This is a genomic window from Stieleria magnilauensis (genome assembly GCA_007753675.1).
Lineage (GTDB): Bacteria > Planctomycetota > Planctomycetia > Pirellulales > Pirellulaceae > Stieleria > Stieleria magnilauensis.
This window is the reverse complement of sequence record CP036432.1, coordinates 1,035,794-1,061,478: the sequence shown is the minus strand read 5'-3', so window position 1 is coordinate 1,061,478 and position 25,685 is coordinate 1,035,794. Positions and strand designations below refer to the sequence as shown.

The following is a 25,685-nucleotide window of genomic DNA, read 5'->3' as shown; positions in this document are numbered from 1 at the left end:
TCCCCTTATAGCATCTCCTCAGTGTTCGGCGTTGAGCGTCCTTGCCATCGCGCAGCCCTTTCCGCAGCGCAGCTTTGGCATGGCGGATTCTCAACGCCGCGCTGATTATTATTTGAAGCGGTAGCCAGCGGAGTGCTACGGATCCCCTCCCCAGCCGCATGACGGCTTAGCGAGACTTCCGAGCACACCGCTCGCTTCATCCCAAAACGGATCACTCAGATGTAGCTTAGCGGGCTCTCTATAAGGTTTCCGAAGTGGGTGAGGCTGGACTACCAATCACACAAGCCTTTCAACTCGGTGAGACTACAGCATGAACGACAATTCACCCACACTCAACCAATCCATCGCGCTTTTTGTTGGAATCGATTGGGCTGATCAGAAACATGACTGCCACATCATTGATTCTCAAGGCAGAGAATCGGCGATGGAACTGCCCCACACCCCCGAAGCGATCAACCAATGGATCGCCAAGATGACTGAGAAAGCCAAGGGCGGGAAAATCGCGATCATGCTCGAACAGTCCAAGGGCCCCCTGATCCATGCCTTGATGTTCCGTCAGAACATCGTTCTCTACCCGATTAACCCTAAACAACTCTCTCGCTATCGAGAAAGCTATCCGGGTGGCGATGGCAAAAGTGATCCTACCGACGCGATGTATCTGGCCAGGCTTCTTCGCGAACGAATCGAGACCCTTAAGGCATGGCTGCCTGATGATGAGCAGACGCGATTGCTGAACCGGCTTTGCGAGCAAAGACGCTTCATCGTAGGCAGCCAAACAAAACTGCGTCAGCAGCTTATCAGCGTACTTAAACAGTATTTTCCTGTAGTTTTGGAGCTGTTCGGCAAATCCCACCAGCTGGATTTGCTACTGGCTGTACTCAAGCGGTGGCCTGATCCCAGGCAACTCCGTCGTGCTGATCGTCGGTTGATTGTTCGGGTTCTGCGAGAACACGGAGTCCGAAATGAGGAGCGGCAAAAAGAAGCCCTCGATGCCATTCGTAGCTCGCCGTTGCTCTGCGATGACTCTGCCCTGATCACTCCCATGTCCATGACGGTTAAGCATTTGGCTCAGCAAATCGAAGGATCCATCAAAACGATTGAGCAGTTCGACCAACAGATTAGCGAGTCGTTCAAGGCTCACGGCGATGCCCACCTGTTCTCCTCGCTCCGAGGAGCCGGCCCAGCACTTGCGCCTCGACTTCTGTGTGCGTTCGGTTCGCAGCGTGATCGCTGGTCCGATGCCGATGAACTGGCTTCCTTTAGCGGAATCGCACCCATCACGCGTCAAAGCGGAAAGCAGCGTCATGTTCAACGGCGCTATGCCTGCCCGAAATACCTTCGCCAAACCTTTCATGAGTTTGCAGCCGCAGCCCGGACATGGTGTCCGTGGACCAAAGCTCGCTACCAAATGTTACGAGCCCAAGGAATGAAACACCACGCGGTGCTACGCAAGCTCGCACGTAGTTGGATCCGGATTCTCTACCGCGTCTGGCAGACCCGCATCCCGTTCGACTGTGGTCGATACATTGAAACTCTCAAACGCCGATTACCCGGTATCGTCCCCTACCTCGAAAATTCCTGAAATCCGAAAACAAGCCACTTGCTCAGAGCTCAGATGTCTCGCTTCGCTCGACCCTCCCAGGGGGAGAGTGACGAAAGCCCTTTATGATCAGCGCCTTTAAAAACTGCGCGACCTTCACACGGGAGGGCGACTTCCTAAATTGATGCGCATGCCCCTCGCTGCGCTCGCACCTCCCTACCAGGGCGGGTTAATTCTTAACTTGGTGCCTATGCCCCCATCATTCTGCCTCCCCCATCATTCTGCCTCCCCCATCATTCTGCCTCCCCCATCGTTTTGCCCGTCATCGTTTTGCCCCGTTTTGCACCGTTTCACTCGTCGGCGGACACCGGTTTCAGGAACCAGTCTTCGTAGTCGTTGATGATCGGTGAGACGGTCGGCGGCGAGGACTGTCCGGTGATCTGCTCGATCGCCCAGTGACAGGAGAAACTGACTTGGCTGCCAAAGTCGGTGGCGAACCGTCGCAAATCCGGCACGGCAGCTTTCGCCTTCATCCGCCCCAGACTTTGCGCACACATCGCTCGCACGGTCCCGTACTCCGGTTCCAGCGATTCGACATCATTGAGTCGCGAGAGCAGCATGTTGACCAGATCGTCGGGGGCCTCGTCGGGGTACAGAAACCCGACGCTCCACGATGCGGCGGTCCGCGCCCGCTCGCCGAGTGAAAAACTGCGCGGCACGTAGGCTCGGACCAGCCCGTCGGCTTCGCGGTATTGCATCTGTCCAAAGGCCTGGAAGAGCTGGGACATCAGATCGACCGCGCCGGGTGAGCCCGCATTGAGTTTTCCCTGTCGAAACTGCTGATGGATTTCGGTGGCGCGTCCCAGCATTGCCGGCAGGTGTTGTTTTTGCCCTAATCGACGGAGCCCCCAACCGGCCGTCACCATCACTTCGCCGCGTGGATGTCGCAATAGATCAACGAGTCGATCCCCGGCGGGCTTGTAGTCCAAACTGACCAGCACGCGGGCCGCTTGCTGGCAGCCACGCCAGGAGTCTTGATCGAGAATCCCAGACGCTTGCGAGATGACTTCATCGCGAAGCGGCGGAAGCTGGGCCAGTTCAAACAACGCCGCTGCCACTTGCCGGCGTAGACTTGGATTGACATCATCGAGCAGCGTGGCGAGGGACGCGATGTGAGGCACCTGTTTGCTGTCGATCAGCGCCAGCGCAATCGTGCAACGGACATTGACGTCTGGACTGGTGATCGCCTGCTCGGTGAAATCGAGCACGAGCTTGGGATCGATTTCATAAAGCCGTTGTAACGCTTCGGATTGGACCGCGGTACTGCTGCGGCCCATCAGCGATTGCAGCAACTGGATCGTCGCCGGGTCGGTGTGTCGGCTCAACAGTGCAATGGCCAACAGGTCCGCGACGACATCGCCGTCATCCTGCGCGCCATCGATCAACTCGGCAGCCAGCGGCTCAAGCCCCGAGGCGGACAGTTGTCCGAGCGACCGCGCCGCGGCCAATCGGATTCCACCGGGCAAGGACACATCTCGGAGATAGCGACGAAGCGGTTTGGATGCGTCGTGCAGTTCCAGGGCGCCCACGCCTTGGATCGCAATCAACAGGGATTGCCGCCGCGCCCCGCTGCCGCTGAGCCGCGTCAGCCACTGCTGAGACATTTCGGGCGACTTCCATTTCACCAACGCGGGTTCGACGAGCGAGGAAATGGCGATCCCGTATTTCTCAGCCAACATCGCCAACAGCGGCGACTGATCGCGGGCGTCCATTGCGATCAATGCACGAACCGCCGCTCGTCTGACCGAGGCGTCCAGTTCGCTCTGCCCGGCCAATTCGACCAGTGCCGGCAAAGCGACGTCAATGCCTTCCATTCCACGGCGGTGTGCGATAGCAATCGTGTCGATCGTGACACGTTGCAATTGGGCGTTGGGCCGGGACAGCGCTTCCAACCAAAGCGGTATCGCATCGTTGGAGATTACCAGCAGCGATTCCCGATAGGCAAACGCAGGGTCCGTCTCCATCACGTCATCGACGTCCAGGATTGATGACGCGGCGGCCGCCGGATCGGCAGCCCCTGAGGGGATGCCGCACACGGGAAGCGACGCGAGGGCAACGGCAATCCAAACCGCAACCATTAGACGGGACGAGTGAGACGCCATACTTTTAAACCAAAGACCAAGAACATGAGGGCCGAAAAGCCACCGGCGACGTACCACGCGGCGGGCAGCAGGTTGTAATGCTCAAAACCGGGCGTTTCGATCACGCTGAGTGCCGCGCCAACCGGGTTGATCAGCAACACGCGTTGCACCATTTCGAATCCGAACGGGGCGCCGCGTCCGAGCCAGACCAACAGCGGAATCACGAACAGAGACATCACGACGACGTAGGTGACGGTGGTCGCGACGGCCGTGGTTCGAAACAGACTGCCGACCGCGGCGCTGACCGCCACCGTGTACACCACCGTCCATGCCAGACAGACCAGCACCAAGTTCACCTGGTACCACATCTGGGGCTGAATGTAGATCATCACCAAGTACCCCGGCAGCGTCGCCATCAACACCAACAACAGCGTCCAGAGCACGCTGAGCAATTTTCCGCGGACGATTTTTAGCGACGACAGGGGTGTCAGACGCAGCAATTCCCAACCACCGCCGTCACGTTCGCCGCTGATCAGCCCCGAGGTCAGGCTGGGAGTCATCACGACGATCAGGATGACTTGCAAAATCACCATCAACCCGCCGATGGTTTCGGTGCCCCAACTCGTCACACTCGTGGCAGCGGCAAAGGTCAGCACCATGGAGACGACGGCACAGAGCGCGACCAATCGAAACAGCCATTGAGATCGGCCGAAGCGACGGCAACGAAACTCCTTGACCATGACCGGGTTCAGGTACCACGGGATGCCAGGCTTGCGTCGTTGGGGGTCGACAATAAACAGGAAACGTCGAAGCAAGCGGGCGACCAATCCACGGTCATCGGTGATCACGCCTTGTGCCCGTGACTGGTCGAAAATCCGATAGTTCAATCTGGAAATCGTGACCGCGGCAAAGACCAGGCTGCTGACCAGCGTGAACAGAATGAACTGCATGTTGCCGGGTGAGGTGATCAGTCCCTTGGAACCCAATCCGCCCTGTCCCATGATCTGCATCACCACCGGCACGGGGGAAAGGTAGCGCACCCACTGGGCGACGGTTCCCATCACTCCGGATCCGCCGGGAAAAAACGCATTCGGGATCAGCGTCAGAAAGAACAGCGCGAAGATGACCGAATAAGTCAGCCTTACTCCGGCGTCGGTCGATTGCACATAGCTGCTGATCAACATCCCCAACGTAGCGTATTGAAACACCAACAACAACAGCACGAAGTAAAACAGCCCCAGCCCGCTCTTCAGGTCGATGCCTCCCATCGCGTAGCAGGCCGCAGCGCCCGGCAAACTGGCCAGCAAGACCAGCAGGGCGAACAACAACACGCCGGCGAGCTTGCCGAAATAGATCGACAGCGGGCTGAGCGGCGAATTCAACAACAGGGCCAACGTGCCGGCGTTCTTTTCATTGACGATCGAGGTCGCCGGAAACGCGGGCACCAAAAAAACGACGCCTGCCAACAAGCCGTAACCGAACACACGAAACACCTGGATCGACTGCACACCGCTCAAGTCGACGGTGGCATCAGTCGGCCAGCGCATCAGCACGGCAATCGAAAACGTGATTGTCAGCGCCAACAGCGTTGCGAATGCTTTGGGCGAGCGGACGATTCCGAAAAACTCGCGTTGCACGACGGGATTGAATGCCGAACTCATGAAGCCGCCTCTTGCGTTGCCGGCTGAGTCTGCGGGGCATCGCCGCCGTGACTTCCGCTGGCGACCGACAAAAAGGCATCCTCCAGATCGGTCGGCACTTCGCGAAACTGGGCGATCGCTTCGCCAGACCCCACCAGATGGGTCAACAACGGCGTGATTTCCCGGTCGTTCAATCCGGTGGTAAAACGAACCATCGTCTCGGTCGTCGCCCCGGTCACCTCGGATTCGTGGTTCATCTCGCGGGACCACGACTCGACCAACGCGACCACACGATCGACTTGGTCGTGGTCGACCAATTGAATTTCGAAGGTGCGTCGTTGCTGGATATCACGCATGATTTCGTCCAGCGTCCCGAACGCCCGCAGCCGCCCTTTGGTGATCATCGCCACGATGTCACACACCCGCGCCAGCTCGGGCAGGATGTGGCTGGTGACGATCAATGTTTTTCCCATGTCCGCCAGCCGCAACAACATCGTTCGCATGTCGATCCGTGCTTGTGGATCAAGCCCGTTGGCCGGTTCGTCCAAGATCATCACTTGGGGATCGTGCATCAAGGTTCGGGCGATTGCCACGCGTTGCTGCATCCCGCGACTGAGTGCATCGACGAACAGGTCTTTCATGTATGTCGCGCCGGCGATCTCCAGCACTTCATCAATGCGTACGATCCGCTTGCGTCGTCCGATCCCGTAGGCGGCGCCGAAGAAATCCAAATACTCACCGACCCGCATGTTGCTGTACTTGCCGAAATCATCGGGCATGTAGCCGACCAGCCGTTTGATCTTTCGCGATTCGGTCAGACAGTCCGCACCGGCAATTCGGGCCGTGCCACTGGTCGGCTTGAGCAGCCCGACCAGGATTCGGATGGTGGTCGTTTTGCCGGCACCGTTGGGTCCAATGAACCCCAAGATCTGGCCGCTGTGGACGGTGATCGAGAGGGAATCCAAGGCGGTGAATTCATCATACCGCTTGGTCAGATCCACGGTTTCAATGATGGGTTGTTGATCGCTCACGGTTTGCCTGTGTCGGAAGCTTCGTCAAGAGGGGGAAGGTCGCTGGTGTTGATCTGCGCCACTGCATCGAGATGAACGTAGTCGATTTGCCAAGTCGCGTTGTCGACCACTTGATCGCCCGCTTCGCCCGAGTCCGACGCGTTGGCCTTTCGCTCCGTCGCCTCGAACGATTCGGTGACGCCGAACGCCAAATACAGCCCGCCGTCGGCATGCAAACGCAGCGCATCCCTACGGTCGATTGTGAACGTTATCACCCCGGTGGCGTTGTCCAGCTGAAAGACTCGGGTGGGCTGATCATCGACAAGTGCGTTGACGAAAAACGTGCGCGACGGCGCGTTGATCTTCATCGTCACATTGACTTGTTGCAGCGTCATCGGTGCGACGACATCGGGGAAACGAAACAGCAACTGCGCCTCGGCCGCCTTCGTCATCTCGGCAAGCCACATTCCGGTGCGCGGACTAAACAGCGTCGTTCGCCCTTGGGCTCCCCAGAAAGCGTCGGTTCGGATGAAACTGGACGGGATTCGAAATTCGACGCCGCCAGCGGGTCGTTCTAATTGAATGGGAATGGACACCAACGCCGCCCCGCGTTGATCGAAACGGTTGTCGAACTGGACGCCGAGTTCGAAAGGATCGGTCCATACCAACAGCGACGGTCCCTGGCCGAGCGAATGACCTTCGGAGGAGGTGAGCACCGCGTCATAGAAGTCCTGACGCATCCGCTGCTGGTCGGTCAAAATGGAACCGGGGATGAACTGACCGGGCGGAAGCCGATCGGAGGCTGCCGCGATGACTTGCCCCGCGGAAGCATCCGCGTCGATCGTCACCGCGGTGATCGGCCCCGGCGACGCGACGATCAGTCCATCCTGACAGGTTTGGGGGTCGAGCCCGGAGAGTGTTCCTCGAAAACCCTGGCCATCAAACGTGCCACGCACGCGGATCGGCTGTTGGAGCGTGGTGGATGAATCGGACACTAGATGTCGGACGACGCCAGGCGGTTGCCCTGGACCGAGCCAGCGGCTGGTGCCGTCGTCTTCTAAACTGACTCGGTGTGTTTGCGACGCCCCCGTGTTCTCCAGCGGCATCGTCATCACCTGGTGATTGGACACCAACCCCAAGTCACCGCTTTGTTGGCTGTAGACGGCGCGGATCGTGGACACATCGGCTTCGCCGGTGGCCGGCTGAACCTGGACGACTTGGCTGGTGGCGACCGTCGAGGGGATTGCGGTGGCATGTGAGGAACCGATCGCCAACATGATCAGCGTGGTCACGATAGCCGAGACGGGAACTAGAAACGCCATGCGTTCGAGTCGTCGTTGGCGGGCCCACCAGACTCCGCCGATCAAGATCACCAACGCGTTGACGCCCAGCACGAAGGCGGCCGTTGAACGGCTGGGAATCTGATAGCCGATCTGGTCATCGACGATCGGTTTCATCGCGGCGACCAGATCCTGCGGTTGGTTCTTGGGTTCAAAAAATTCTCGCGCCAGTTGGTTCAAGCCGGCCATCACTTTTTGGTCGGAATGAATCCAGCCATCGGCGCCCAACGCTGTGAACAGGACGTCGCCATCACCGACACGTTTGCGAAACGCGACCGGCCAGCCGTCGATCCGGCAGATGACGTCGTCGGCCTGTGTCAACACCCGCAGCATTGCGACTGGAGTTTCCGACGACCAACTTTCGGTCGAACCGGCCGTTCCCCTGACCGGATCGGTGGTCTGCAATTCAAACTCGTTCAATTCGGTGCGATCGATCACGGTAAAGTCCGCGTCGTCACCAAGAAGATCGTTGACGAGAGACTGGCTGGTCAGATCCAACATGATCCAAGCCCTACCACCGCGGCGGATCCAACGCCGGATCGCGACGACTCCATCGGAATCGTACTGCAATTGGTCGCCGGCGATCACAACTTGATCCAGTTCGTCCAATGCACCATAGGTCGGTGGCAAAAAATTGGACAAGAAACTGACGATCGGCAGATCACTCGGATTCATGGTGACCGAATCACGCCCCGCGTTCAGGACAGCGTTCAATCGCTCCCGAGTAGCTTCACGTCGCGTCTCCCCTTCAAGATCAAGTGGACCGGCAAACAGCCCCGTGTTGATCTCGTTGTCGGCCAACATCAACGACCGCACCGACACGGGCATCTGATTCACGTTCTCGGTAAACGACTCTTCTCCCTCCGACTCGGCAATGCGAATCATCGACAGGTCGACACGATTGCCGTCGATCCGCTCGCTCGGCGGAATCGCAAGCGGCAACCAGGATTGGCGTTTACTTCGCGCGGGGAGCCAAAACCGAGTCGAAAATTGAAGGTTGGGATCATCTCCCACAAAGACCGATACGACCTCTTCGACATCCTGATCGGTGTGATTGACTCCCACGACAGCTAGTGACGCCCATCCGCCGCTGGCAAACCGCTGGACGCCAGACGGCATGACCGTGACGGCAACACCCGCAGGCTCCTTCGCTTGGGGGTCGCTTGCGGGCGACCCGACTGTGCTTTCGGACACATCCTCCTGGGCCAGCACACCGGTCGAGAAAACCGGAGGCAAGGCCATCAAACCGCACATCACAAGAACGCCGACCACCTGTTTAATTCTGGCCGCACTCAGGGTCGTTGGGATCATCCGCTACTGCTCAATCTCAAAAGTTTGTTCCGCGTCACGCCAATGTTAACGTCTCGGCGCCCCGGCTACGAGTCAGCGGCGTCAAACCGCCCGAATTCTTTCGTTCTGATTGAGGTGCCTGGATCCCTGAGCCTGATTCTGCTGAGTCTGAATCTCCGTGCGTGGCGCCATGACAAGTGGTATAACACAATAGCAATGCCTCACTTCTCCATTGGCCTCATGATGCGAATTGTTTGCATTCACTGCGTTCTCGCCCTCATCGTTTCCATCGGAAGCGTCGCCCGTTGTGGCGAAACGACGGGAGATCGATTTGCGTCGCCATCGGATCGTGTGGATCAGTACCTGAGCGAATCTTGGCAGGAAACGGCGACACGCCCTAGCCCGCGAAGCGGCGATGCCGAGTTCTGTCGACGTGCCTGGCTGGACCTTGCCGGCGTCGCCCCGCCGGTTTGGCAACTGCGACGTTTTCTGGCGGACCCGTCGATCGACAAACGGGAACAGTTGATCGAATCGCTGCTGAGCTCGTCTCGGTTTGCGACCCACATGGCCCATCGCTGGAATGAATTTTTGCTTCCGGCGGAAACGTCTGACGACCGCCAGGTTGATGCGGCGGCCCTGCACGCTTGGTTACGAAAACAGTTCCTCAACAACACGCCGTATGATCATCTGGTCGGCGGATTCTTGACCGCCGGCGGGAAGAGTGATCAGGGGCCGGCGATTTTTTACACGTCGCGGAACTTGGAACCGGTGAAACTGGCTGCGGCGACATCCAGATTGTTCATGGGCGTTCAACTGGAATGCGCCCAGTGCCACGACCACCCCTTTGCCCGATGGACGCAAGATGATTTTTGGTCGTTCGCCGCGTTCTTTGCGCAGCTGCAATTGAGCGAGACGAATCTGCGCGGTGGCGGCCAAGCGATCGAAGATCGATCGGGTGCGGAAGTGATGTTCCCCGATTCCGATCGAGTCATGGCGCCGCGGTATCCGGGCGCGACTTCGCCACCGGAAGCCGATCCGACAGACTTTCGACGGCGTCAACTGACCATCTGGCTGGCCTCGCGCAACAACCCCTACTTCGCACGCGCCGCGGCCAACCGCGTTTGGGCGCATCTGTTCGGACGTGGGCTTGTCGATCCGGTCGACGCGATGGATTCCAGCAATCCGCCCAGCCATCCCGAATTGCTGCAGTACCTGGCCGACTACTTGGTGGAACACCGCTTTGACTTGCGTGAGCTTTATCGCATGCTGACCCGCACGAAGGTCTATCATCGGACCAGCGCGATCAGCGAAGGCCAGCAACCAAGGGCGGATGCTTTCGCCGCGATGAATGTCAAAACCCTTTCGGCGTCCCAGTACTTCGACAGTCTTCATCAAAACGTGTTGCTTGGGCGGTTCAATGCAGCGGTGGATTCGCCGCAAGCCGAACAAGCGGTTCGTGACGAATTCCTTCGCCGCATGAAAGCCCCCGAGGCTGCGCCGAGTGACTATCCGCACGGCGTCGTTCAGGTGCTGGGCATGATGAACGGCCCGGAGATGCTGGTCGCGACCGCGAAAGAACAAAGCGGTCTGATCGCGTCGATGGAAGCACCGTTCTTTTCGGATTCCGATCGAATTGAAACCCTATTCCTGGCCTGTCTGTCTCGACCGCCCAGCGAGACCGAACTGCAACAGTTTCTGGCTTACCTAAACGAAGCGTCCGCCGAACCATCCTCCCCGTCTTCCTCGGCGCGGCTGAGTGATCTGACTTGGATCTTGCTCAACACCGCCGAGTGTTTTGTTTGTCCGTAGGAGAGGCAGCGCGGGGCAATGTTCCCCTGATTCGCGGGTTCCGCTTGGGAACGAGACCGCACACCCGACATCGAGATCGAAATGTTCCAATCCCCCGCATTCAATCGCCGTCAGACGATCGCCGGCGCCGTTTCCATCGGCGGGACGATCGGGATGAGTCAGCTACTGCAATCGATCGCCGCGGTCGCCAGTGAGGCGACGGAAAACGATCAGCGCCACTGCGTGTTGCTTTGGATGTCGGGCGGTCCCAGCCAGCTCGACACGTTCGACATGAAGCCGAAGCACAAGAACGGCGGCTCCTTCAAAGAGATCGCGACGGCCGTACCGGGACTGCGGTTCAGCGAACACCTTCCCCAACTGGCCAAACAGGCCGATCAACTGGCGATCCTGCGTGGCATGGCGACCAAGGAAGGCGACCACCAGCGCGGCACCACGGTGATGCGCACCGGTCACATCGCCGGTGGCCCGGTCCGCTACGCGGCGATCGGCTGCTCGCTTTCGAAATCATTGAGGAACCCCGATTCCAAGCTGCCCCACTACGTCACGGTCGCGCCGGGACCCTTCGCCCGCGGCTCGCAGAGTCCCGGTTTTTTGGGTCCCAAATTCGCCGCAACCTCTGTTAGTGTTTCAGGGCCACCGGCGGCGAACAACTTCGCCCAGTTTCGTGTCGATCATTTACAGCCACATGGATTCGTCGACTCGGAACGTTTTGAACGCCGGTTGACGCTTTGGGAGTCGATGCAGGCGTCGTACTTGAAGACGCGAAACGCCCCCAACATCATCGCCCAAGACACGGTGTATCGGTCGGCGATCGACATGTTGGGCAGCGACGCCAAAGACGCCTTCGATCTGTCTGCCGAATCGGACACGGTGCGCGAAGCCTACGGACGTGGCACGTTTGGGCAAGGCTGTTTGATGGCCAGGCGGTTGATTGAACGCGGTGTTCCGCTGGTCGAAGTCACGTTGGGCGATGGGCTGGGCTGGGACACGCATGCGAACAATTTTGAACAGGTTCAACGGCTGAGTGAACAGCTGGACGCTGGCTGGGCGACGTTGATGACGGAACTTTCCGATCGCGGGTTGCTTGAAAAAACGACGATCCTGTGGGCGGGCGAGTTCGGACGCACGCCCGTGATCAATTCCAACGGCGGACGAGACCATTTCCCCCAAGCGTTCTCCTGCGTGCTGGCCGGCGGAGGCGTCGCCGGCGGACAGGCCTTCGGCGCCACCAGCGCTGACGGTATGGAAGTGATTGACGGAAAGATCGATCAGCAAGACCTGCTTGCGACGCTCTGCAAAGCGTTGGGTGTGGACCCGAAAAGCGAAAACATTGCCGAAGGCGGCCGACCGATCGCGATCGCCGAAGGCAACCCGATCGATCAGGTGTTGTTGTGATCCCACGAACAGGACAACGCCGGAGCGGTCTCGCAACGCTGATGCGTCGATCGTTTCTGATCCCGACCGCAATGACAGCGGCGATCGCACTGGCCGGATGCGATCGTGGGCCAAAACGATCGCCGTCCCAGACGATCACCACGCCCGATGGGACGGTGGAAGAAACCGTTGAGCCTGCCATCGTCCCGTCCCCTGATGCGTCGCTAACGTCCGAAACCGAACGCGAGCAAGACGACGACGCGGTCAAGTCTAATCCCGTCGCCGCGGATCCTGCTCCAGCGGAAAACGAGGCAGTTGCCGGAGCAGACGCCGGCGCAGACATCAGTGCGGACGTTGTAAAACAGCTCGATGCCGCGATGGGCGAAGGTTCGGCTGTTGAAGTGGCATCCGATTCAGCTGACAAGCCCGATTCAACCGAAGAACCTCGAGCCGCCTACCGTCTATGGCTGCCGACGTCGAAAGGCCCCTTGTTGGTCGACTTGGACGTGTGGGTCGACGACCAACCGCTTGACGACGCGTTTGCGGAGAAACTTGCTTCCGTGCGGGCGACGTTGAAAAAGTCCGATGAGGATGCGATTGGCTGGGATCAGCTACTGGAACACGTCGCGGGCGACCCCGCTACCTTCGGGCAAACCGCCTCACGCGTCGAGTCTCAACAACAAGCACTCATCAAACGCTACGACCGCAACAAAGACAAACGGGTCGACGAGCAAGAGTTGGTTCGGTTCCTCTTTCGTGATTCCAATGTTTCGCAAGCGTTTCGCCTGTTCGGGACCGACGCATTTCGATGGGCCAACCGTTCGGCTTCGCCGCTGTATGCAGCCATCGACCGAAACCAAGACCGAAAACTCGATCCGACCGAGATCCAACAGGCCAGCGAATCGTTACTGCGGGAGATCGATCTCAATTCTGATCACTGCATCGACTTTGCCGAGTTGACGCGACTGCGTGAAAACGAAACCGATGCCTGGCGGCGTCATCGATCCAACCGTCAAGGCGATGTCGCAATGGATCTCTCCGGTTACGTCAATTGGTCGAATCTGTCTTACACCATGGGCGGGATGCTGAAAGAGGATCCCGTTCTGCATCCATCCAACCCGGTGAAATCAATTGACGCCGATCGGGACCATTGGATCTCGGAGGCGGAGGCGGAGTCAATCCTGACACTTGCCCCGGCATTGACGCTCGCCGTCCGGTTCGACAGCTCCGATCCGTCGGCATCGACCGTGGAGACACAGGCGCACGCAGCGGTTGGCGACGACGTCCGGATCGAACATCACCCGGGTTTCTGTTGGATCGCGGGACAGGCGTTCCAAGTGGGTGCCGTTGCACTGGACATGCCGACGACACAGAACCGAATTCCACGCCAAGTGTTCGTTCAGCTCGATGCCAACAAGGACGGCGCGATTGATGAAAGTGAAATCCCCGACGGTGCAAAGGATCAATTTCCGCTGGAATCATTGGACCAGAACGGCGACGGCAAGCTGAGTTTTCTGGAGATCAATCAGGCGTTGCAGCAAAAACAATCGATCTGGAATTTTCAAGTCCGCGGCAGGGCGGCCGAACATCCCGACGGTGTCTTTGCCTGGTTGGATCTGGATCATGATCAATTCCTCTCCACGCGCGAAATTCAATCGGCATCTGCGCGATTGAGAGCCTTGGCCACGGAAAACGTCGCGCTCTCGGCCAGCGACATCCCCGATACCCTGATGATCCAGTTCTGCCGTGGCGAACCGGATCAAGACGACGCACGATTTCAGTTCAGCCGCCGCGTTACCGAGGAGTCCGACGAACGGCCGAGTTGGGCGATTCACATGGACGCCAATCGAGACGGCGATGTGTCGGAAAACGAATTCCTCGGTCCGATCGAGTCGTTCCGCGAGCTGGATCGAGACGACGATCTTTTTTTGTCAGCGGCGGAAGTTCGCGAGCAGTGAGGGATCGCGACGAATAGCCGCGTGTGTCAGCGGAACGGCGCGAGCCGTCCGGTGTCAGCGTTGGCAGACCGGAAGGCTCGCGCCCAACCGCTAACAGTACGACCGCGTTTTACGCCAACCGATTCGCGCCAGCGAATCCGGTATCCCGGAGGGATTCCAGCCAGTAGCCGGAGGTCAGCGCAGCGACACCTCCGGGAAGGCCGTCGCGGAATTCCCACCGACGCCCTTCGGGGTCGCGTCAGGCGCGGGGCGGGACGTCCGGAGGTGTCGCTCCGCTCACCTCCGGCTACTCGCTTTGACCCCGCCGGGGTCATCCCAGCGACCAAAGAGCGCCCGTAGGCTCGCGCCGATCGGCTGATGGTGCGCGGGGTATCAGCCGATTCGCGCTAGCGTTCGGGCATCGTGCAAGGTCACGCGCTCGGCGCGCCCGTAGGCTCACGCCAAACGGCTGACGGTGCGCGGGAGATCAAACGGCTCACGCTAAACTTGCGATCGCTTCGTTGAGGGTGGTGCTGGGGCGCATCGCGGCGGTGGCCTTTTCGCAGTCCGGCTGGTAGTAGCCTCCCAGGTCGACCGGCTGGCCTTGTGCCGCGCCGAGTTCGTCGACCACCTTGGCTTCGTTTTCACGCAGTGTCTTGGCGACCGGCGTGAAGGCGGCGGCAAGCTCGGCGTCTTTCGTTTGCGCGGCCAAGGCTTCGGCCCAGTACAGCGCCATGTAGAAATGACTGCCACGGGTATCCAGCTCGCCGACCTTGCGTTTGGGCGATTTGTCTTCGACCAGAAACTGATCGGTCGCGGCATCGAGCGTTTCGGCCAAGACGGCAATCTTTTCGTCACCCGCTTTACGCCCCAGGTCTTCCAGCGAAACGGCCAACGCCAAGAACTCGCCGAGCGAATCCCATCGCAGGTGACCTTCGGAGACGAATTGCTGGACGTGCTTGGGGGCCGAACCACCAGCGCCGGTTTCAAACAAGCCTCCGCCGGCCAACAGCGGAACGATCGAAAGCATCTTGGCGCTGGTACCGAGTTCCAGGATCGGGAACAAGTCGGTCAAGTAGTCCCGCAGCACGTTGCCCGTCACCGCGATGGTGTCCTGACCATCGCGTGCACGTTGACAAGCATGTCGGGTCGCGTCGACGGTGTTCATGATCTGGACGTCCAAGCCGTCGGTATCGTGATCGGCCAGATACTCATTGACCTTTTTGATCAGGTTGGCGTCGTGACCGCGTTGGTCATCGAGCCAGAAGATGGCGGGGTTTCCGGTCAGCCGCGCCCGTTGGACGCCCAGGCCGACCCAATCTCGAACCGCCACGTCTTTGGTTTGGCACATCCGCCAAATGTCGCCGGCTTCGACAGCGTGCTCAAAAATCACCGCCCCCGAGTCGTCGGTCACCACGACCGTCCCGTCGGCGGGGATTTCGAAGGTCTTGTCGTGGGAGCCGTACTCTTCTGCCTTTTTCGCCATCAGTCCGACGTTGCTGACCGAACCCATCGTGGTCACGTCAAACGCGCCGTTCTGTTTGCAGAACTCGATCACGGTTTGATAGACGCCCGCGTAACAGCGATCGGGGATCAGTGCTTTGGTGGGATGCAGTTTTCCGTCCGGTCCCCACATCATCCCCGAGCTGCGAATGGCCGCCGGCATCGACGCGTCAATGATCACATCGCTGGGCACGTGCAAGTTTGTGATCCCACGGTCGGAATCGACCATCGCCAGCGAGGGTCCGTTTTCGTAAGCCGCTTGGATGTCCTTGCGGATCTCATCGGCTTTCGTTTCGGGCAGCCCCGCCAGCTTAGCCTCCAGGCCCCCGACGCCGTTGTTGGGATTGACGCCCAGTTCGGCGAAGGTGTCGGCATGCTTTTTAAACACGTCTGCGAAGTAGACGTTGACGGCGTGACCGAACAGGATCGGATCGGAGACCTTCATCATCGTTGCTTTGAGGTGCAACGACAGCAGGATTCCGGACTTTCGCGCGTCGGCGATTTGGTCCTGATAGAACGCACGCAGCTGTTTGATGGACATGACCGAGGCATCGACAATTTCGCCGGCGTCGACGGGCACGGGCGAACGCAGCGGGGTGCGTGTTCCGTCAGCGGCGACCAACTCGATTTTCAAAGCACCGGCGTTCTGGAGTATCGCTGATTTTTCGCTACCGTAGAAATCGCCTTCGGTCATGTGGGCGACGTGCGACGGCGAGTCGGAGGACCACTCGCCCATCGAGTGCGGATGGGCTTTGGCGTAGTTTTTGACCGCGGTTGCCACCCGGCGATCTGAGTTGCCTTCGCGGAGCACGGGATTGACCGCACTGCCGAGCACCTTGGCGTAACGGGCACGAATCTCCTGCTCGGCATCCGTCTTGGGATCGCTGGGGTAATCGGGAATGTCGAAACCGCCGGCCTGCAATTCGGCGATCGCCGCGGTCAGTTGCGGAATCGAGGCGCTGATGTTGGGCAATTTGATGATGTTGGCTGCTGGCGTTTTGGCCAGTTCGCCGAGCAAGGTCAGCGCGTCTTCACGCTGTTGCGAGGTGCTGAGCGACTCTGGGAAATTTGCCAGAATGCGGCCCGCCAACGAGATGTCTTTGGTCTCAACCGCCACGCCAGCCTTTGCGGCAAACGCTTGGACGATCGGCAGCCAAGACAGCGTGGCAAGCGCGGGAGCTTCGTCGGTGAATGTGTAAACGATGCTCGATGCAGAATCACTCATGGTCGTTTCAGGGGCGGGGTTGGCGGATCGGCGGGCAAAAGAACAGGCGACAACGCGAAGGAAAAATTAGCAGGGGCGAGCGAAATTGTCACCGGTGGCGCGCCGCCCCTGCGGATTCCGAATCGAGATCACGACAGGTCGATCAGGCTTTCGCCCGTCATTTCGGCCGGCTTTTCCAGCCCCATCAAGGCCAGGACCGTCGGCGCGATGTCGGCCAGTCGGCCGCCCTGCCGCAATGTTTTTCCTTCCAACCCAGGCTCGACGACGATCAGCGGAACATCGTAGGTGGTGTGCGCCGTGTGCGGTCCGCCGGTTTCCGGGTTGATCATCTGTTCGCAGTTACCGTGGTCGGCGGTGATCACCAGCGATCCGCCGGCGTCCAAGGTCGCATCGACGAGCTTTCCGACACACGCGTCGACCGTTTCCACGGCTTTGACCGCCGCGGCTAAGACTCCGGTGTGACCGACCATGTCACCGTTGGCAAAATTGACGATGATCAGTTCACTGCGGCCGGACTTGATTTCATCGAGTACGTATTGGGTGACCTCCGCCGCCGACATCTCGGGTTTCTGGTCATAGGTCGAGACGTCGCGAGGCGATTGAGCCATTTCCTGGTTTTGGCCGGGGAACGGGGTGTCGCGGTAATCGTTGAAGAAGAACGTGACGTGGGGGTACTTTTCCGTCTCGGCACAGCGGAACTGATTGAGCCCTTTCTCGCTGACGTACTGGCCAAGGATGTTGGGCATCTTGGGAGGCTTTTCGAAAATGACTTCGACGGGCAATCCGGTTTCGTACCCCGTCATGGTGGCGTAGTACAGATCGTTGATCTTGGCACCGCGATCAAAACCACCGCCGGGAATGTCCGCCCATTGTTGGTCGTCGTACACAAACGCTTTGGTGATTTCGCGGGTTCGGTCACCGCGATAGTTGATGAACACCACCGCGTCTCCGTCGCCGATGGTGGCGGCCGAACCGCCATCGGGCACGATCGACGTCGCTTCGATGAACTCATCCCCGCTGCGACTCGATTCGGTGGGGTTGTCGTAGTACGCCTGGATCGCCTCTTGGGCCGACGTGGCGGTGCGCTGAGCCCCCTTGGTCAAGGCATCGTAGGCTTTTTGGACGCGATCCCATCGCAGGTCGCGGTCCATTGCATAGAAGCGGCCGACGACGGTTCCGACACGGCCCACACCGGCGGCATCGAGTTTGTCTTGGACTTTTTGCACGTAGCCCAAGCCACCGTTGGGCGAGGTGTCGCGACCGTCGGTGATCGCATGCACGACCAACCGATCCGCCGGCAGCCCGCTGTCTTTGTACATGTCGACGACGGCCAGTGCGTGATCCAAATCGCTGTGGACGCGACCGTCGGACATCAGCCCCAAAATGTGCAGTTCGCCGCCGGTCTTGCGGATGTGCTCGAGCGTCCCCAGCAGCACGTCGTTCTTGAAGAATTCGCCTTCGCGGATCGAACGGGTGATTCGCATCACTTCTTGATCCACGATCCGTCCGGCACCGATGTTTTGGTGGCCGACTTCGCTGTTGCCCATCACGCCGGCGGGCAGCCCGACGTCTTCGCCGGATGTCTTGATCAACACGTTGGGATAGGTTTCCATCAGCGAGTCGGAGACAGGAATTTTACCCTGAACGACGGCATTGGCTTTGTCCCACTCGGGGTACGGGTTCTCGCCCCATCCATCACGAACAATCAAAACGACGGGTTTTCGGCGGACTTCGGTCATGGTTCTGGAGTCGATAAGGCGTGGATCTAAAGGGGCTGGGTTGCCAACCTGCCGGCGATTCTCGGCAGCGAATAAGGAGAATGTTAGCCCAGACGGGGCGTCCTCCAAAGTGGGCCAGGCATCAATCCATGCCCTGTCGATCGCTTCTTCGAGAGGGAATTCGATTCCCGGCTGGAACGGCTTCAGGGCGGTCAGCGACGAAACACGTTGATCCAGAATCGGCCATCGCAACACTTCCGTCGGGGATCGGGTCAGTCGCATGAATGATTTTTCTGACCATGGAATTTTCTGACCGGAAGAATTTTCAGAGAACCGAAAACGTTGCCGGCACAGCTGGTTTTACCGTGATATTCCGGACATCCGCGGACGGCACCCCGCGGGTGTTCCGCGGCGGACGCAAAGCTCAAGTCCCTCTTCTGGCACATCACTTGCGTTCGGGCCTCGGTCGGCTGAAGCAGCCAATTGCTGAATCATCCAAATCCTTCAAGACCGGCTCCGTTGATGGAGTCGGCGACTGTCGGCAATCGACCAGCGCACGGCGACTGACTCCGTCTTTCCGCGTCGCTCTCCGATCGCCACCTCCCCCCACGATGAAAAGCACCGAGGAACCCAAAAATGAAACGTAGATTCAACCGGATAGAAAGTCTTGAAAAGCGAAACCTGTTGGCGGCGGGCTTGATCCCGGTCAACGCCACGATCCCGATCCAGGATAGCTCCAACGGGCTGAACATCGATGGCGACGCGGTGATCAAATTCAACGCCGTCGTGCTTGATCCGCATCTGGATTCTCCAGATGATGTGAATCTGACGAACTTCGAAGTGACCAGCAACGCTCAGCTGAGCGGGCAAGTCAACAACGAAAACGTTTCAGGAAGTTACTCCGCCTCGGCCAACAACGACGCCTTGGAAATCCTTGCCAGTGGCGGCGCCTCGATTCTGCAAGTCAACAGCGTGGCTCCTGACCATCTCGGTGGTTCCATCGACGCGACGATCGGAAGCGAAGCTTGGCAGGCCGGTATCATCCAGGCGATTTTAGATTCGGATCTGGACCTGAGCAGCGGTGGGCTCAACGGCACCTTGGACATCAACCTTTCCGGTAACGTGTCCGGCAGTGCGATCGACGAGAGCTTTGAAGTCACGATTTCACAGTCCAACGTCGTGACGGCGGATTTCCCCGACCCGAGTTTGAAGAGTGTTTCGGGCCGTGTCTTCCTGGATGCCGACGGTGATGGAGTCCGCAGCGAAACCGACCTCGCCGTCGACGATGTGACGGCGGTGTTGCTCGACGGTAACACGGAAATCGACTCGGTCAACGTCGACGCCGACGGATTCTATTCGTTCTACAACCTCGGCAGCGGTGATTTCAAAATCCGCATCGACGGCTTGGGAGCCGAGCAAGAATTTTCGCCGGTGATGGTCGGCGCCGACGGCACGCTGGATAGCAACATCGATCCCACGACCGGGACGACCGCATCGCTGGACTTTTCCAGCAACACCAACCTGCTCAATATCGATGCCGGCGTTCGTGCCGCGGTGGACTATAACGCCCGCAGCGGATTGATCCCTATCGATGTCACGATCCCATTCTCGGACCTTTCCAACGGACTGGAAGTCGACGGTGACGTGGTGCTGCGATTCGATGTCACCATTCTGGATCCGAAACTGGATGACGCCAGCGACATCAGCCTGACCAACGTCACCATCACCAGCAACGGTGGCTTGGATGGACAGGTCAATGGCCAAAACGTTGACGGCACCTTCGAAGCGTCGGCGGAATCGGGCGACATCGAAGTCGTGTCCGATTCGAACCCGATGACGCTGCAGATCAACAGCATCTCGCCCAATCACATCAATGGAACGTTCTCGGCAACCGTGGGCGGCATTACGGTGACGAACGCAGAATTCAACGCGATTTTGAACTCCGCGTTGGACTTCGCCAGCGGCGAATTGAGCGGCACGTTGTCGGTGGACGTCAGCGGTAACGTCTCGGGCAGTGCGTTTGATGAGTCGTTCCAAACCTCCTTCACCCAAACCAACGTTGTTTCGGCGGACTTCCCTGATCCGAGCCAGCAAAGTGTCTCCGGCCGCGTGTTCGTCGATGTCGATGGCGATGGGGTGCGTGAAGACGGCGATGTCGCACTGACCGGCGTAACGGCTGTGCTGCTCGATGGTGACACCGAAGTCGCGTCGATGGAAGTTGATGCCAATGGGCATTACTCCTTCTACAACCTGAGCGGCGGTGATTACCGGGTACGCATCGACGGGCTGGATTCCCTCGACCAATTCTCCCCCTTGATGGTCGGCGGCGACGTTTCGATCGATAGCGACATCGACCCGAATACGGGTGCCACGGCAGTGCTGGACTTTAGCAGCGAAACCAACCTGATCAACATCGACGCGGGCGTCATCGTTTCGGCGAACGATCTGGTCAAGATGGACACGGTCGGCTTGTACCAGGGCGACATTTCACTGTTCCATCTGAACAGTGAATTGGCCACGGGCGCTTCGGTCGACTACACCCTCTTCGGACCGGACAATGACGCCGGGTGGATTCCACTGGCCGGCGACTGGGACGGCGATGGAACCGACACCGTGGGTCTGTATCAACCCTCCACCTCGATGTTCCACCTGGTCAACTCGCTGGGCCAAGGTACGTCGGATCAACTGTTCGCCTTTGGCCCGTCCGGGAATGCCGGATGGATCCCGCTGGCTGGCGACTGGGACGGGGACGGCGTTGACACGATCGGGCTTTATCAACCCGACATCTCTCTGTTCCACCTGAAGAATTCCTTCGGATCGGGTTCGTCCGACATCTACGCCTTCTTCGGACCGTCCGGTGACGCCGGCTGGACACCGCTGGCCGGTGACTGGAACGGAGATGGAACCGATACGATCGGTTTGTATCAGCCCGACTTGTCGCTCTTCCACCTGTCCAACTCGTTCGCCGGCGGTGCATCGGATATCTATGTGGCCTTCGGCGCCTCGGGCAACGTGGGTTGGACGCCCTTGGTGGGTGACTGGAACGGCGACAAGATCGACACAATCGGTCTGTATCAGCCCGACGATTCGATCTTCCACTTGATCGACACGTTCCGGTCCGGTGCGTCCGACTACCTGTTCGCATTCGGTCCCGCTGGTGATGCCGGATGGACGCCTTTGACGGGCGATTGGGACGGCGCCACACTTGCCGCTTCGGCTGAGTCCTCGGCAAACATCGCAGCGTCCAGTTCCGCCGCGGCACGACCGGCGACGTCGGATTTGGATCTGCTCGCCGCTGACCAGCTTCGAGCCGCTTCCGCCCTGAACGGCACGTCGTCCGATTCGGGTTCGGATAGCGACGACGAAGAGTCATTGCGTGCACTCGACGAGTTGCTGGCGCAATTCTGATCGATCGCTCATTGCATTGATCGTGCAAAAGAACGACATTCACGCCATCGGAGGCCTTTACCTTCGATGGCGTTTTCTTTTTGTTGTTGCTTTTGTAAACCCTCCCGCCAATGCCGCTGCTGCGATTCGAAACCGACCAAGAAACGCCATCTGGGCCGTTGATCGCCGCACTGCAACGCGTCCGCGACACGTTTGTCGACTCGCAGGCCATCGATTTCGATGACGCCGAAGCGCTGACACCGCGATTGCCCGAAACGCAGACGTTCTTTTCGTTGCCGGAACAACAGTTGTTGGCGTATGAGAAGTATCGCGAGGCGAGTGAACTGGGGCATGTCTTTCGAATTGCCAACCAGACGCACGATTTCATTGACGCATTGGTCGTCGTCGGATCCTTCGGCGATGTTGCCGGCGGCGAAGCGTTGTTCCAGGCGTGCTGCGATCCATATCACAATGAACTCGATCGAGCGGCCCGCGGCAGCAAACCGCGGATCTACTTTGTCGACGACGAGCTGGATAATGATCAGCTGCAATCGCTGCTCAACCGGTTGGCCGTCGGCGGATACGGCGACAGCGCCGCGGAAACTAGGTGGGCGTTGATCGCCGCCGGTAACGCGGAACCGGTCCATGATCGTCCAGTGCTTCAGCATCTGCTGCACCGAAACAGGATCGCCGGCGAGGAGCTTGATTCGGCGCTGAGGTCGCGTCTGGTCACGCCGATCGGAGACGCCGGATTTGCCGCCGAGATTTTAAAGTGTTCCCCCGGCTGCGGCGAACGGCTGCAAGTGTCGAGCAACCTAACCGGCGGGTTGGGTGTGTTCGCTCCGTTGGGATTGCTGCCATCGGCGTTTCTGGGACTCGATTGCATCCAACTGCTCGTCGGGGCCGCGGCGGTCAACGCGAACTTTCGCAGCGACCCATTCGAGACGAATCTCGTCTTGCGTTTTTTGGCCGCTAACGGCCTGGTCGGACCGGACGGTTTGACGTCATCGATCGAGCCGTCACGGGTGTTTGCCTGGTGGGCACGCAGTCTCGCTGGGCTGGACCGGTGGCGACAAACGTTGCACCGGTGCGAACCTCGGGGGGACCGAGAGCCCATTGATTTGGCAACGGATTTTGCCCGGAGCGACTTGCTGGGGCAACTCGAACACGGGCATCGGACGGGTGATTCGATCGTTTGCAACCATGTCGTCGTCGACGCCATTCGTACCGATCCGCTTCCCATCGCGCCGGCCGGTTCGGTCACCGGTTTGGATGATTCGTCGGCCCTGCCGCAGTTGCACCGCGATGAGCTGCCCGTGATCCGGCGACAGCTTGAGACGTTAGGTGTACGGCAGAATCTGATCCGCCTGCCGGTGATCGACACCCATTCTCTGGGCCAATTGCTGCAGATGTTGATGTTGGCTGCGGCGATCGAATCCGAAGTGGCGGCCGGTCAGATTGGCTCGGGGGTCTAAACCGCGCCCGTTGTTTTGAGTACCCTTTCCACACTCTCTGCCATTCCATTTTCCTATCCATCCCGTTGACGCCTCGAAATGTCCGCCATCGACGACCTCTTTAGCCGTTTGAAATCCGAACAACGAAAGGCATTGATGCCATTTATCACGGCGGGTGATCCGAGCATCGAGGCGACCGGGACCATTTTGGACGGTTTGGCCGCCGCGGGTGCGGATTTATGCGAGATCGGGATTCCGTACAGCGATCCGATTGCCGACGGCCCGGTGATCCAAGCCTCCTATCAGCGGGCGCTCGATCACAAATTCCGGTTGCAGGACGCCTTTCAATTGGGCAAGGACAAGGCCACCGGGCTGGGCATGCCGCTGGTGACGATGGTCAGCTACGCGATTATTTTTCGGGTGGGGCTGCGGGAATACGTCCAACGGGCCAAAGCGGCGGGGTACGCCGGCGCCATCGTGCCGGATCTGTTGGTCGAGGAGGCCGGCGAACTGTCACAGATCTGTCGTGACGAAGATTTCAGTCTGATTCAACTGGTCACGCCGACGACGCCGCGGCAGCGTCAGATTGAAATCGCGAATTCCTCGTCCGGCTTTCTGTACTATGTGTCGGTGACCGGAATCACGGGCGAGCGAAATGAGCTTCCGGCGGATCTATTGGAGAGCGTGAGCTGGTTGCGGGGCCAGACGGAGCTGCCGATTTGCATCGGATTCGGGATCAGCGGCACGGAAATCGCGGCCAAGCTGGCTCCGGTCGCCGATGGGCTGATCGTCGGTTCGGCGATTGTCCGACGGATTGCAGAGCATGCCGACGCCGCCGAGGCACGCGATGCGGTCGCCAAATTTGTTGCCGAGCTGCGATCGGCGATTGATTCGGTGACCTCTGCGGCAAGCTAGGTAATCTTTACGGCTTCGCACGCTTGATTCGACGGCAAAATCCGAAAAAACCTACCTGATAGCAGGCGGAACCGCCGAAATCTACAGCAACACCGGTCCCACACGGATTTTCCGTAGGCGTTGTGCCACCCGTGATAAAGAGTCCCGCGAACGTCGCGGGCGGCTCTTGCAACGTCACCGGCCGGAGCGATTTGGAACTGTAGGAGGCATTTCCCATGCGACGAAAGTATCTAGGATTGGCGATCGCTGCGATCACCGCGTTGGGCCCCGCTTCGGCCTTTGGCGGCGACAGAGAGATTGCCGAAGAAATCATGACCCGTTTGAAGGGCAGCCGTGACTCCGGTGCCCTCAAAGACTTTACGCTTGACATGAAAGTAGACCAGGGCGTCGTCCTGTTCCGCGGCAGTGTCAGCGAGAGCGAACAAAAGCAGCTCGTCCTGTCAGCGGCCGAAGGCGTTGAAGGGATCGAAAAGGTCGTCGACGAAGTCGCCGTCAAGGCTGCGAAAGCAGCAGAGAAGGCGACGGAGCCGCAACCGGTTGAGCCGGCAGCTGCAACGAGCGATCAGTCGCTCCGCAACATGCTGACGGCCGGTCTGCAGCAACCCGCCGAAACCAAACCTGAAGTGGCGTTTGAGCCGATCATCGCGGACGCACCCCAAAGCGTTGCTGCTTTGGAAATCGCCCCCGGACAAGTTCAAACCACGGCCGCGGTCGAGCTGGCTGCACCCGCCGGATTGAGCGACCAACAAGTCGTTGCCGGCGTCGTCCAGGCTCTCAGTGCCGCCCAAAAAGACGGACGATTGAAGGGATTTGGCGTCGATGTCAAATGCCTTGATGGAATCGTCTCGATCGAAGGCCGAGCCGGATCGGTCGAGCAACGCCAACGGATCATCAGCATTGCTGAATCCGCACCCGGTGTTCAAGGGATCGACCAAGCGATCACCGTGATCGGTCAGCCCGCACCGGCACTCAGCCGCCCCACCGGCGTGCCAGCTCAACTGGCAAGCAATCGGATGGCGCCAGTCAACGTGGACCAAGTGCCCGCGATGGCGTCGCCCTACCACATGAATCAGCCCGTTCCGGTCGCCCAAGCCGCGACTCCGGTCATGGGTTCCCCCGCGATGGGGATGCCGATGCAAGGCACTCCTGTTGCGATGAATCATGGTGCCGGCGTCGGAGCCCCACGCTACGACGCTCCCAATCTGCCCAACTACGCTTGGCCAGGTTACGCATCCTACCCGAACTATGCTGCCCTGACTTACCCTCAGCAGTACAGCCCCTCGGCGTGGCCCTACATCGGTCCCTTCTATCCTTACCCTCAAGTCCCGATGGGATGGCGTAAGGTGTCACTGGAATGGGATGACGGATGGTGGTTCCTGGACTTCACCGATCGCTAAGGCGA

14 protein-coding genes are annotated in these 25,685 nt (G+C 59.3%); 8 read left to right on the top strand and 6 right to left on the bottom strand.

The window, feature by feature from the left end:
- Window positions 1-310 precede the first annotated feature (310 nt).
- Window positions 311-1,582, top strand: coding sequence for an IS110 family RNA-guided transposase (locus TBK1r_RS03840; protein ID WP_145206998.1), 1,272 nt, complete (start codon window positions 311-313; stop codon window positions 1,580-1,582).
- Window positions 1,583-1,890: 308 nt separating this feature from the next.
- Here the strand turns inward: TBK1r_RS03840 and TBK1r_RS03835 are convergent, their stop codons facing one another.
- Genes TBK1r_RS03835 through TBK1r_RS03820 form a run of 4 tightly spaced genes read right to left on the bottom strand, consistent with a single transcriptional unit; the run spans window position 1,891 to window position 8,982 of the window.
- Entirely contained in the window at window positions 1,891-3,678 is a 1,788-nt protein-coding gene (locus tag TBK1r_RS03835) for a HEAT repeat domain-containing protein (RefSeq protein ID WP_419580939.1), read from the bottom strand.
- Entirely contained in the window at window positions 3,678-5,342 is a 1,665-nt protein-coding gene (locus tag TBK1r_RS03830; RefSeq protein WP_145207608.1) for an ABC transporter permease subunit, read from the bottom strand. Before TBK1r_RS03830 ends, TBK1r_RS03835 begins: the two co-directional genes overlap by 1 nt.
- Window positions 5,339-6,352: an ABC transporter ATP-binding protein gene (locus TBK1r_RS03825; protein WP_145207607.1), complete on the bottom strand. Its 1,014-nt coding sequence runs from the start codon at window positions 6,350-6,352 to the stop codon at window positions 5,339-5,341. Before TBK1r_RS03825 ends, TBK1r_RS03830 begins: the two co-directional genes overlap by 4 nt.
- On the bottom strand, window positions 6,349-8,982 hold the full coding sequence (locus tag TBK1r_RS03820; protein WP_145207606.1) for a hypothetical protein: 2,634 nt from the start codon (window positions 8,980-8,982) through the stop codon (window positions 6,349-6,351). The genes TBK1r_RS03825 and TBK1r_RS03820 overlap by 4 nt, the downstream gene beginning before the upstream one ends.
- 219 nt (window positions 8,983-9,201) lie before the next feature.
- On the opposite strand from TBK1r_RS03820, the gene TBK1r_RS03815 reads away from it, so the two are divergent.
- The 3 genes from TBK1r_RS03815 to TBK1r_RS03805 all read left to right on the top strand — a co-directional run bounded on the left by TBK1r_RS03815 (window position 9,202) and on the right by TBK1r_RS03805 (window position 14,102).
- Window positions 9,202-10,770, top strand: coding sequence for a DUF1549 and DUF1553 domain-containing protein (locus TBK1r_RS03815; RefSeq protein WP_419580938.1), 1,569 nt, complete (start codon window positions 9,202-9,204; stop codon window positions 10,768-10,770).
- Between the two features lie 81 nt (window positions 10,771-10,851).
- Entirely contained in the window at window positions 10,852-12,165 is a 1,314-nt protein-coding gene (locus TBK1r_RS03810) for a DUF1501 domain-containing protein (RefSeq protein WP_419580937.1), read from the top strand.
- 41 nt (window positions 12,166-12,206) lie between these two features.
- Window positions 12,207-14,102 carry a hypothetical protein gene (locus tag TBK1r_RS03805; protein WP_145207604.1) on the top strand — a complete coding sequence of 632 codons (1,896 nt, stop codon included), beginning with the start codon at window positions 12,207-12,209 and terminating at the stop codon, window positions 14,100-14,102.
- A gap of 475 nt (window positions 14,103-14,577) precedes the next feature.
- Here the strand turns inward: TBK1r_RS03805 and TBK1r_RS03795 are convergent, their stop codons facing one another.
- Both TBK1r_RS03795 and gpmI read right to left on the bottom strand, forming a co-directional pair.
- Window positions 14,578-16,809, bottom strand: a complete 2,232-nt coding sequence (locus tag TBK1r_RS03795) for an NADP-dependent isocitrate dehydrogenase (protein WP_145207603.1) — start codon at window positions 16,807-16,809, stop codon at window positions 14,578-14,580.
- Between the two features lie 128 nt (window positions 16,810-16,937).
- On the bottom strand, window positions 16,938-18,548 hold the full coding sequence (gene gpmI / locus TBK1r_RS03790; protein ID WP_145207602.1) for a 2,3-bisphosphoglycerate-independent phosphoglycerate mutase: 1,611 nt from the start codon (window positions 18,546-18,548) through the stop codon (window positions 16,938-16,940).
- A 615-nt stretch (window positions 18,549-19,163) separates the two neighbouring features.
- On the opposite strand from gpmI, the gene TBK1r_RS03785 reads away from it, so the two are divergent.
- The 4 genes from TBK1r_RS03785 (at window position 19,164) to TBK1r_RS03770 (ending at window position 25,680) form a co-directional block, all read left to right on the top strand.
- Window positions 19,164-21,935 carry an SdrD B-like domain-containing protein gene (locus TBK1r_RS03785; protein WP_145207601.1) on the top strand — a complete coding sequence of 924 codons (2,772 nt, stop codon included), beginning with the start codon at window positions 19,164-19,166 and terminating at the stop codon, window positions 21,933-21,935.
- Between the two features lie 110 nt (window positions 21,936-22,045).
- The gene (locus TBK1r_RS03780; RefSeq protein ID WP_145207600.1) at window positions 22,046-23,389 is read left to right on the top strand and encodes a hypothetical protein; all 1,344 of its coding nucleotides are present in this window, start codon (window positions 22,046-22,048) and stop codon (window positions 23,387-23,389) included.
- A gap of 78 nt (window positions 23,390-23,467) precedes the next feature.
- Window positions 23,468-24,283, top strand: a complete 816-nt coding sequence (gene trpA, locus TBK1r_RS03775) for a tryptophan synthase subunit alpha (protein WP_145207599.1) — start codon at window positions 23,468-23,470, stop codon at window positions 24,281-24,283.
- Between the two features lie 215 nt (window positions 24,284-24,498).
- Complete coding sequence (locus TBK1r_RS03770) at window positions 24,499-25,680, top strand: BON domain-containing protein (protein ID WP_145207598.1); 1,182 nt, start codon at window positions 24,499-24,501, stop codon at window positions 25,678-25,680.
- Window positions 25,681-25,685 lie beyond the last annotated feature (5 nt).

Bases quoted from the DNA above. Each gene is read 5' to 3' on its own strand.
- TBK1r_RS03840 (WP_145206998.1), top strand. From the start codon at position 311: ATGAACGACAATTCACCCACACTCAACCAATCCATCGCGCTTTTTGTT.
- TBK1r_RS03835 (WP_419580939.1), bottom strand. From the start codon at position 3,678: ATGGTTGCGGTTTGGATTGCCGTTGCCCTCGCGTCGCTTCCCGTGTGC.
- TBK1r_RS03830 (WP_145207608.1), bottom strand. From the start codon at position 5,342: ATGAGTTCGGCATTCAATCCCGTCGTGCAACGCGAGTTTTTCGGAATC.
- TBK1r_RS03820 (WP_145207606.1), bottom strand. From the start codon at position 8,982: ATGATCCCAACGACCCTGAGTGCGGCCAGAATTAAACAGGTGGTCGGC.
- TBK1r_RS03815 (WP_419580938.1), top strand. From the start codon at position 9,202: ATGATGCGAATTGTTTGCATTCACTGCGTTCTCGCCCTCATCGTTTCC.
- TBK1r_RS03810 (WP_419580937.1), top strand. From the start codon at position 10,852: ATGTTCCAATCCCCCGCATTCAATCGCCGTCAGACGATCGCCGGCGCC.
- TBK1r_RS03805 (WP_145207604.1), top strand. From the start codon at position 12,207: ATGCGTCGATCGTTTCTGATCCCGACCGCAATGACAGCGGCGATCGCA.
- TBK1r_RS03795 (WP_145207603.1), bottom strand. From the start codon at position 16,809: ATGAGTGATTCTGCATCGAGCATCGTTTACACATTCACCGACGAAGCT.
- gpmI (WP_145207602.1), bottom strand. From the start codon at position 18,548: ATGACCGAAGTCCGCCGAAAACCCGTCGTTTTGATTGTTCGTGATGGA.
- TBK1r_RS03785 (WP_145207601.1), top strand. From the start codon at position 19,164: ATGAAACGTAGATTCAACCGGATAGAAAGTCTTGAAAAGCGAAACCTG.
- TBK1r_RS03780 (WP_145207600.1), top strand. From the start codon at position 22,046: ATGCCGCTGCTGCGATTCGAAACCGACCAAGAAACGCCATCTGGGCCG.
- trpA (WP_145207599.1), top strand. From the start codon at position 23,468: ATGTCCGCCATCGACGACCTCTTTAGCCGTTTGAAATCCGAACAACGA.
- TBK1r_RS03770 (WP_145207598.1), top strand. From the start codon at position 24,499: ATGCGACGAAAGTATCTAGGATTGGCGATCGCTGCGATCACCGCGTTG.